The organism is Escherichia sp. KCJ4928, assembly GCF_004352695.1.
In the GTDB taxonomy this organism is placed as follows: Bacteria; Pseudomonadota; Gammaproteobacteria; order Enterobacterales; family Enterobacteriaceae; genus ECMA0423.
Window position 1 is genome coordinate 1 of record NZ_SJWV01000887.1, and the last position, 229, is coordinate 229.

Annotated in this window: 1 pseudogene; it reads left to right on the forward strand. The window is 54.6% G+C overall.

The window, feature by feature from the left end:
• A pseudogene (locus E0D98_RS27765) lies at nt 1-229 on the forward strand (hypothetical protein); the annotation flags it as partial.

Consider the following 229-nt stretch of genomic DNA (forward strand, 5'->3'; position numbering starts at 1 on the left):
GTTCATCAACGCCCCCCATGAGCGAATCCTCACGGACAGAGAACGGCAGGTATACCGTCACCGTTTCAAATGGCAGTGCCACCTGCGGGAGTGTGAGTCTCACCGTGAAAGGGAATGGCAGCAACAACCAGTCCGCACTGGACTATTTTTTCAATCCCTTCATTGAAACGGAGTATCAGGGTGTCCTGACGGCACAACGCTCCGCCATGGATACCATGCTCCGTGACCT